Below are 9,264 nucleotides of genomic sequence, written 5' to 3' on the forward strand. Positions count from 1 at the left end.
CCACCTGATAGTTTACCACCCCTTTCGCCAATATCCGAATACATTCCCTGGGGCATAGCCGAGACAAATTCCCAGGCTCCAGCAGCTTTCAAAGCACTTTCAACCTCAGATTCTCCAATCCCTGTTTCACCTACCGTAACATTTGCAAAAACAGTATCATGCAGCAATAAAGGATCCTGGGGGACATAGCCAATCATCCGCCGCCACAAGCGTAAGTCAATAACCTGTAACGGCAGATCATCAACATAGATTTCTCCCTGTTGCGGTCGACATAAACCAGTAATCAGGTCGGCGATGGTTGTCTTGCCAACCCCTGAAACTCCCACCAGGGCAGTAAATGAATTGAGAGGAAATTTCAGCGAAACATTATTAAACAGCTGGCAATCACCATAAGAAAAACTGACATTTTTCAGTGACACTTCGTGGTTGAGCTTTGGTATATGAACACCCATTAATGGTTCTCGTTCCTGCTCTGCTTCCCGTATTTTATCCAAAAGAGACCAATAGGCACTCTCGCCAAGCACCATTTTCTGGTACTGCTGCTGAACTTTTCCCAGCTGGGTCAAAATTCTGGCCAACAAAAACACTAACACCATAACTTCGGCCATGGGAATATGTAAACAAATCAGAGAAACATATAACCCAAGGATCAAAATCAGAGTAATCATTGGCTCTTGTAGAGCCTTTAAGGCTTCTTTGCTTACCACCTGTTTACGCAACGCCTTGTTCAACCGGCTGGCTTCACTGACTAGAATTGCTTCAGCCAGATTCTCTCTGGCCATGGCTTTCATGGGTTTTATAGCCTGCATACTGTCAGTTAGCCGGGATAATAATTTTTGCAGCAAATCAGTCTGTTTGGCCCCAGCCCGTCGGGCTTTTTTCACCAATTTACTGAATGCCAGGAGAAAAATCACTGCAGCCAGAAGAGATATTGCTGTAGCTTTCCAGGAAACAAGTACGGCAACACCGATATAAACCAATGACTGCAACAGTTTTGCCACCATAGTGGCACCACATAAATACGCTTGTGAAGCACGCATAGCTTCCGTCGCCACCGCATTAGCCTGGCTGCCAACCGGCTGGCCCACGTAATATTCCCAACGAGCGGCAATCAATGCCCTGATTAAACCCAAACGCAAATCAGTTGCCACATGGGCAACAGTATAACCCACTTTTTTTTTAGCCAGCAAAACCAAAATACTTTTAAGTACAATGGCCACAACAATAACGAGCAATAAATTTTTAGCCCCTGGTTCAAGACCGATGGCCGCCAATGTTTTGACCACAAATTGTCCTGCCCGGTTATCGACAACCGTAGTCGCGGCACCAGAGCCAAAACCGCCTACGGTCATACCCAACAAAGGCAGAAGGGCAACCAGGCCAAAACCTTCAGCAACACCGGCCAGCAATAAAGCCAATAACATCATAATACTGGGATAAAGATAAATTCGGAAGAAACTCTGGAGGAGGCGCATGAATTTATTACCGTAAGCGGCTGGCAGCTATTCCGCAAAGTGTTGATTGATCACCGGGAAATTAACAGGAAACGGTCGTAAAGGCAGCAATAATTCGGGAAATCTGTTCAGATGTATGGGCGGCACTGACGCTGCAACGAAGCAAACAACCCCCATCCGGAGTAGCGGGAGGCAGCACCAGATTTGTATAAACTCCCTCTTTCAGCAATCCCTGCCAACAGGAAAAGGCTTTTTCAGCCTCTTTAAGCCGTAGCGAAATAACCGGACTGGGCTCCGGTCCCAGGACATATCCGAGATCCTTCAATCCCTGGTATAACCGGTTGGCATTTTCCCACAACTGCCGGCGTAGTTCAGGACGATGCTGAATAATCTTCAGGGCCTCCCTGGTTGAGGCAATGGCGGAAGGAGAAGATGAGGCAGTAAAAATATAAGGTCGGCTGGCATAACGAATCAACTCCAACTCAGGATGGTTGCTGACACAAAACCCCCCGATTGCCGCCAGGCTTTTACTGAAAGTTCCGACGATAAAATCAACTTCGTCTTCAACCCCGGCATCTTCGGCACAACCCCGACCATGAGCTCCCAGCACTCCAAGGGAATGGGCTTCATCCACCATCAGGAAAGCACCATATTTCTGTTTTACCGCGACAATTTCCTCTAAAGCCGCCCGGTCACCGAACATGCTGTAGATTCCTTCTACTATAACCAGTGTATTAGCCGCCCGCTCACCCAGACGCCGCAACCTTTCGTCCATATGGGCAGCATCATTATGGCGGAAACGAATGAAATCAGCCCCGCTTAAACGACAGCCATCATAAATACTGGCATGGCAATCAGCATCAAGTAAAATAACATCCCCACGCCCCATAAGGCTTGACAACATCCCCAGGTTAGCGACAAAACCGGTGGAAAAGACCATGGCTTCCTTTTGATCATAAAAAGCCGCCAACTCCTTTTCCAAAGCAACATGGCCGCTTAAGCTACCATTAGCCATGCGTGAGCCGGTTGTCCCGGTACCTTCTTCCCGTGCAGCCCTGCAGGAAGCTTCAATACAGGCAGGATCAAAGGTAAGGCCCAGGTAATTATTCGTCCCGACGAGGATGGTTCTCCGGCCTTCAATGATTGCCTCCGTCGCTGAGAGGATTTCATCCATCACCACATGAATTGAATCAACCCCCTGTCCAGCCAGATGCTGACGGGCTTCCGCCAGGGGACGCAATTTAGCAAAAAAAGTCATGATTATTTTTCCTCAAGCATCTTTTGGAGCTGCTCCGAAAATTCCTTTATTGTTCTGACATCAGCAAGAACATTCAAGGGGATAGCTAGATCAAATTCATCCTCAACGGCTTCCACCAATCGCATCACCGCCAGAGAATCAAGTCCAAGATCAGTTAACAGGTCAGTATTCTCATCCAGTTTTGGAACTTCCTCAAGCATTTCACTGAGAATACCATAAAGTTTGGCCAGTATATCATCATAACTAATTTTCATCCAGTCACCTCATAAAAGAAAGGTACAAGGTTAAAGGTATATAAGGCGTAAGGCGCAGTGGGGACACCATCAGAACAAGTCTGCTAACCCGTAAACCTTATGCCGTATACCATACACCGTTCACAATCACTACCATTTCATAGTTCTCTGCAGGCCTTCTCCCAAACTGACTTTTGGCTGCCAGCCGGTCTGAGCTATTATTGCCTGATTATCACAAACCCAGTCAGGATGAAGCAGCTCACATATTTTCCCGGGGGTCAGCATCGGCTGTTTCCCCGTCAATCGTGATATAAACTGATTCATATTTGCCGATAGAGACAACAGTGACAAAGGCAGATGAAGTTTTATCAATTTTTTAGCCCGTAATCGAGAAAAAAGCACAACCACTTCATCCCAGCTATAACCGCCAGGCTGACCATCATGAAGTTCATATATTGTCTGTGACCATTCAGGTTGTTCGAGGAAGGATTGAATTGCAGCTGCCAGATCATCAACATATAACATGGAAAAACGTGCCTGGCGCTCTCCCGCCAGCAGGGCAACGCCTTTTTCCATCAGCCGAAAAAGCGGCAACATTTCACGGTCTCCGGGACCATAAACCGCCGGCGGCCGCAAAGCTATCCAGGGCATCTCACCGGCAACCAGCGCCAACTGCCGCTCACCTTCTTTTTTGCTGGCCGCATATGCTGACAGTTGTGGTTCACGGGCTGCCAACGATGAGAGAAGAAGGAATGAAGGTTTTTCAGCCATCTCCCGGGTTACGCGTACCAAAGAGGTGACCCCTTCGGCATTAACCCGGTTAAAATGTTTGGCATGGGCCCCACGAACCGCTCCGGCGCAATGGATAACAACCCTGGAGCCTCTAACCAACTGCCGCAAACTTGAGAAATCCTCTAAAGTTCCTTCAATAATTTCCAGTTTATCAAGAGTGGAAAGCCGCATCCGGGCCTGCGATGAAGAACGAGCCAACCCTCTCACCCGCCAACCGGCAAGCGTCAACCGTCTGGCAACAGCACTGCCAATAAAACCGGTCACCCCGGTAATTGCAATAACTCCATTTCTCTCGGTCACTACTGTTTCGTTGGCAGTCATACTGATTTATTTGACCAATGCTACAGACATCCACAATAGTTTTCAACAAGTGAATACAAAGCTTCTCTACTCTTCAGTATATGTTATCTCAACTTTCTGAGTTGACCTAAAAACAGTTGAAATAAATCTCCAGGGATGTTCCGGCATGGCTCTCGCTCATTCTCGCCGTCCGTCTATGGCCGGCTTGTGAGGACACCGCTAAAGCAATGTCCCCGATTGTCCGCCGCGAATCACATCGTGTGATTCGTTCGGCGGCCAATACCGCTATGAGCCAGGCCCGAACATCCGGTAATATGTCCCTGGCAACGCAAGTCAGAAAGTTGAGATGTTATAGAAGTAATTTTTACAAAAAACCGATAAAAATGAAAAAAGGAATGAAGGATTAGATGGCTTGAGCTGAAATTTCCGGAAACGAGTACAGTGTTTCAGCGAGGGAAGCCTTGCTACCGGCGTGACGAACCATAAAACCGGAACGGGCACCTGAACGGGATAATTTTCCGGAAGTCGTCCGGGGAAGGGTATTGCGAGGAACAAGCTCTAGCAGACATTCTATCCCTAATTCCCTTTTGAGAAGGCCGTGAAGACGATGAGCAAGATCAGAATAGACATCCTTATCCAACTCACGACATTGAACCACCAATACCGCTTTTTCAGCACCATCATGACCGGATATGGAAAAAGCTGATGCATCGCCGGTTCTGACTTCAGGCTGTTGTTCGGCAAAAAATTCAAGGTCCTGCGGCCAGATGTTCCTGCCGTTAATAATAATCAAATCTTTCTGGCGCCCGGTCACCACCAGGCTGCCATTTAATAAATAAGCCATATCTCCGGTATTGAGCCAGCCATCAGCAGACAGCACCTCCTGAGTTTCATCCTCTTTACCGAAATAGCCTTCCATCACACTGCCGCCACGAACAAAAAGGGTTCCACAATGTCGCTCAGGCAGAACATTACCATCATTATCACGAATTTCCACTTCATAACCCGGCAGGGGATTGCCACAAACAACAAAACGGTTCGTTTGCTGCCTGTCTTCAACAGAATTTTTATCTATCGGCAAAAATTCCCGACTCTGATCTGTAAAATCATTGCCATTTACTTCATCAACTATCAAGCCACGACCCAATGGCACAAAACTGACTGCCAATGAACATTCAGCCATCCCGTAACAAGGCATAAATGCCCCCGAATCGAAGCCGCTTGCTTCCAGAGTTCGGGCAAATTGCCGCAAAGGTTCAGGACGGATGATTTCAGCCCCGATACCAGCCACCCGCCAGCAGGAAAGACTGAATTTATCTGCTTCCGGCAGACGTATTCTTCGGGCACACAACTCGTAACCAAAAGGGGGACCAAAGGATATGGTGCTTTGATTCCGGCTTATAAGACTTAGCCATAAACGTGGCCGCATAGCAAAATCACGGGTATTCAGATAGTCAACTGACATCTGAGAAGCCATCGGCGCCAGAACCATACCCACCAAACCCATGTCATGGTAGAACGGCAACCATGACATACTGCGGTCGTTCTCCTGAACTTTAATCCCTAAACTGATGATGGATGACAGATTGTGCATCACCGCCTTCTGGGTGATGATGACTCCCCGGGGGTACCTGGTACTGCCGGAAGTATATTGAAGGTAAGCAGTTTCATGAGCTTGAGAAGGATTAAGCTCAATATGAGCGGCATCGATTTTATCCAGATCATCAATCTGGCCAGCAAAAAGTAAATCCATCCCTTCCGTTGCTTCCAGGAGAAAAGGAAGAAATCCGGCTGGTGACATGGCAATAGATGCCTGGCAATCATGCAGTAAACGACGAACCTGCTCAACATATGCCTGCCGACCACCCAGAAACATGGTTGCCGGCAAGGGAACCGGAACCAATCCGGCATATTGACAAGCATAGAATATTCGCATGAAATCAGGGTGGGTATCAGCAATAACAGCCACCCTGCCTCCACGGTCAGCCCCGGTTGCCAAAAGCTTTACTGCCAGTTTACGAGCTTCAGTCCTCAATTGAACATATGATAAAACAGTCGCCAAACGACCACGACCATCATAAAAATTATAGCCGGTCCGGCCCGTGGCCGCATAATCCAAAGCTTCAGCTAAACTGAAAAAATCACCATTCCGCAATGGTACGGTATTAGAGGTCGGTGTTATTTCCATATTTTCTTAAACTCCGGCAAGTACAGTCCGCACGGTATCGCTACCTGTCCAATTTGATAGAAGGTCATTTAGCGAAAATCAGCATTAAAGTCAATAATAATTCTAATGCAGGAACAACTCCCGCAACCCAAATATGGCCTTTTCGGCCCGCAAATAAGTACTCTTATCAGAGCCTTGCATAAGTTTCTTCATCGGAACCTTTGCCTGAAGGCAAAGAACCCGTGAAGCACTTAGCTTTGCATAAGTTTCTTCATCGGAACCTTTGCCTGAAGGCAAAGAACCCGTGAAGCACTTAGCTTTGCATAAGTTTCTTCATCGGAACCTTTGCCTGAAGGCAAAGAACCCGTGAAGCACTTAACATTTTCTTGTTAAAAAACAAGAAAATAACCTGTAAGGTACTAATGACATAAACAATATTTGTCTCAATATGGGGACAGAATTAAATTCCGTCCCCATGCGAAGCAAAAGTGCAAACCAGAACAAACAAGCTTACTGCTACATGCACGGCTTCCATAAACATGGGTGGAATCAACCAGGAATTATATACATGCGTTTTAAACAAATCCAACTTTTTCTAATCACCTAGCATATAAAAAATCTATATTCAAGAAAATAGTTTAATATTACAATATGTTAATGTAATCATGGCAAATCAGGCGATGTTACATTACTATGGCAATCCAGTCTTGCACTAATATTCATATTGACAGATAATGATCATTATTGTACCCCTGAACTGACACTACATCAAAAGCCTGCTATGTCAACACACTGATAATTGAGTATTGAATAAAGAATAATACCATATGTCACCCAACTATAATCTGCCACTGGCCATTAAACCGGTAACCGGCCGCTACCTTCAACATCGTTTTATTAAAATACCCTGGGATATCTACCAGGATGATCCCGCCTGGGTCCCACCATTAATCATGGACATAAACCGCCAGCTCGACTCCCGGAACCCCTATTTTTCCCACGCCCGGATTCAATCATGGATAGCCTTTCGCGGAACGCAGGCTGTCGGCAGGATAAGTGCCCAGATTGACCGTCTTCACCTGGATCACCACCATGAGCAGTGCGGTTTTTTTGGCCTGCTGGAGGCGGAAGATCGGCTGGAAACATTTGCCACACTTCTGAACACTGCTCAGACATGGCTGAAAGAACGGGGAATGAAGTCTATTATGGGACCCTTTAATTTATCGATCAACCACGAATGTGGTCTGCTGACAGCGGGGTTTGATACCCCGCCCTACATTATGATGGGCCATGCCAAACCATATTACAGCCACAGAATTATTGCGCAGGGATTTTCCCCGGTCAAGGAACTGCTGGCTTATCAGGTCAAGGCAGATTTCACCCCCCCCCGGGCCATGCTGGCGATAACCAGAAGAGTGAAGCAACACATACAAATAAGGCATCTGAACCGTTCCCGTTTCGATGAAGAAATACAAATCATTGGCGATATTTTCAATGATGCCTGGTCCAATAACTGGGGATTCATTCCGATGACCAAAGCTGAGCTGGAATCCATGGGCAAAGATCTTAAACTACTGGCAAACAAACAATTCATCCAGATTGCCGAGGTGGATGGGAAACCAGCCGCAATGATCGTCGTATTACCGAATATCAATGAAATAATTACTGATTTAAATGGCCACTTATTCCCTTTGGGCTGGATGAAACTTCTATGGCGATTGAAGGTTAAACATCCCAAAACTGCCCGGGTCGCCCTCATGGGGGTCAGGAAACAATACCAACACCAGCTGATCGGAGCCGCTCTCGCCTTTATGGTTATCGATGCAGCCCGCGATTCACTAATAAAAAAAGGGGTTATAGATGTGGAAATGTCCTGGATTCTGGAAGACAACCTGGAAATGCGAAAAATTCTTGAAACTCTCGGCAGCAGGATATCTAAACGTTATTCTATCTACCGAAAAGAAATCTGAATTACCATTGCGAACTTTGCTCAAGGCTTAAAAATGAATATTTTTTGCGCGAAAAGGAAAAACATAGATGGCCGGACAAACCAGTAATTTTACCGCTCTTATTCTTGCCGCCGATCGATCATCAGGCGACCCGGTGGCCGAAGCAACCGGCGCCCCATGCAAATCACTGTCACCGGTAGGTGGCATTCCCATGGTTATACGCGTTATTGAAGCCCTGGAAGCTTCCAATGAGGTAGATTCCTGTATCCTCTGTGGCCCCTCCAGAGAGATAATCAACCAGTCACCTGCACTCAGCCAGGCTTTGTCTAGAAACAGTATCCGCTGGATAGCACACCGGGAGACACCAAGCACCAGCACCTATGAGGCATTACAACACATTGATCAGGGGAAACCAGTCCTGGTAACAACTGCCGATCACGCGTTACTGACACCGCAGATTGTTGATTATTTCTGCTCCCAGGCGCGAAATACCGATAATGATTTAGCTGTTGGCCTGGCATCCTATGAAATGCTCAGTGAAGCTTTTCCAAACTGCCGGCGTACGGTCACCAAGCTTAAAGACGGCAGTTTCTGCTCCTGCAACCTGTTTGCCTTCCTGACCCCGAAAAGTTATTCCGCGGCCAATTTCTGGCGCCAGGTTGAACAACAGCGAAAAAAACCTTTACGCATTGTCAGTGTCTGCGGTTGGATAACTGTACTTCGTTTCCTGCTGGGGCAATTAACCATAAAAGAGGGGTTACGGCGTATTTCCCGGCGAATGGGATTAAAGGCAGGAGCCATCATGATGATCCAGCCGGAAGCCGCCGTTGATGTGGATACTGTGGAAGATTTAGCCCTGGCCAACAAAATCATTGCCGACCGGAACAACGATTATAGCGGTAGCTGATTAATTAATCGCATACAACTCAACTTTCTGACTTGTGCTGCCAGGAGACATTATCAGGATGTTCGGGCTTGGCTCGTAGCCGTGTCTGCCGACAGGCAGGCGGCATTGACCGCCGAACGAATCACCACGACGGTGATTCGCGGCGGGCACCTCGGAGCTGCACACGATGTGCAGCGAGAATGAGCGAGAGCCATGCCGGAACAT

8 protein-coding genes are annotated in these 9,264 nt (G+C 47.2%); 3 read left to right on the forward strand and 5 right to left on the reverse strand.

Annotated features, from left to right (window positions below):
* From U9P07_10810 to U9P07_10825, 4 genes are all read right to left on the reverse strand, one after another.
* The coding region (locus U9P07_10810) for an ABC transporter ATP-binding protein (protein ID MEA2109896.1) at positions 1–1,475 on the reverse strand (1,475 nt) is incomplete at its 3' end.
* A 61-nt stretch (positions 1,476–1,536) separates the two neighbouring features.
* Complete coding sequence (locus U9P07_10815; protein MEA2109897.1) at positions 1,537–2,712, reverse strand: aminotransferase class I/II-fold pyridoxal phosphate-dependent enzyme; 1,176 nt, start codon at positions 2,710–2,712, stop codon at positions 1,537–1,539.
* 2 nt (positions 2,713–2,714) lie between these two features.
* Entirely contained in the window at positions 2,715–2,966 is a 252-nt protein-coding gene (locus U9P07_10820) for a phosphopantetheine-binding protein (GenBank protein MEA2109898.1), read from the reverse strand.
* A 129-nt stretch (positions 2,967–3,095) separates the two neighbouring features.
* Positions 3,096–4,037: an SDR family NAD(P)-dependent oxidoreductase gene (locus U9P07_10825; GenBank protein ID MEA2109899.1), complete on the reverse strand. Its 942-nt coding sequence runs from the start codon at positions 4,035–4,037 to the stop codon at positions 3,096–3,098.
* Positions 4,038–4,264: 227 nt separating this feature from the next.
* On the opposite strand from U9P07_10825, the gene U9P07_10830 reads away from it, so the two are divergent.
* The gene (locus U9P07_10830; GenBank protein MEA2109900.1) at positions 4,265–4,444 is read left to right on the forward strand and encodes a hypothetical protein; all 180 of its coding nucleotides are present in this window, start codon (positions 4,265–4,267) and stop codon (positions 4,442–4,444) included.
* Here the strand turns inward: U9P07_10830 and U9P07_10835 are convergent.
* Positions 4,441–6,225, reverse strand: coding sequence for a fatty acyl-AMP ligase (locus U9P07_10835; GenBank protein ID MEA2109901.1), 1,785 nt, complete (start codon positions 6,223–6,225; stop codon positions 4,441–4,443). The two genes, U9P07_10830 and U9P07_10835, sit on opposite strands and share 4 nt — an antisense overlap.
* Before the next feature lie 806 nt (positions 6,226–7,031).
* On the opposite strand from U9P07_10835, the gene U9P07_10840 reads away from it, so the two are divergent.
* Both U9P07_10840 and U9P07_10845 read left to right on the forward strand, forming a co-directional pair.
* A complete protein-coding gene (locus U9P07_10840) occupies positions 7,032–8,174 on the forward strand; it encodes an N-acetyltransferase (protein ID MEA2109902.1) in 1,143 nt (380 codons plus the stop codon).
* A 67-nt stretch (positions 8,175–8,241) separates the two neighbouring features.
* A complete protein-coding gene (locus tag U9P07_10845; GenBank protein MEA2109903.1) occupies positions 8,242–9,060 on the forward strand; it encodes a nucleotidyltransferase family protein in 819 nt (272 codons plus the stop codon).
* Positions 9,061–9,264: the final 204 nt, after the last annotated feature.

It is taken from the genome of Pseudomonadota bacterium (assembly GCA_034660915.1).
Classification (GTDB): Bacteria; Desulfobacterota; Anaeroferrophillalia; order Anaeroferrophillales; family Anaeroferrophillaceae; genus DQWO01.

Excerpts from the sequence above, each read along its gene's own strand:
- U9P07_10815 (MEA2109897.1), bottom strand. The coding sequence starts at position 2,712 with ATGACTTTTTTTGCTAAATTGCGTCCCCTGGCGGAAGCCCGTCAGCAT.
- U9P07_10820 (MEA2109898.1), bottom strand. The coding sequence starts at position 2,966 with ATGAAAATTAGTTATGATGATATACTGGCCAAACTTTATGGTATTCTC.
- U9P07_10830 (MEA2109900.1), top strand. The coding sequence starts at position 4,265 with ATGTCCCCGATTGTCCGCCGCGAATCACATCGTGTGATTCGTTCGGCG.
- U9P07_10835 (MEA2109901.1), bottom strand. The coding sequence starts at position 6,225 with ATGGAAATAACACCGACCTCTAATACCGTACCATTGCGGAATGGTGAT.
- U9P07_10840 (MEA2109902.1), top strand. The coding sequence starts at position 7,032 with ATGTCACCCAACTATAATCTGCCACTGGCCATTAAACCGGTAACCGGC.
- U9P07_10845 (MEA2109903.1), top strand. The coding sequence starts at position 8,242 with ATGGCCGGACAAACCAGTAATTTTACCGCTCTTATTCTTGCCGCCGAT.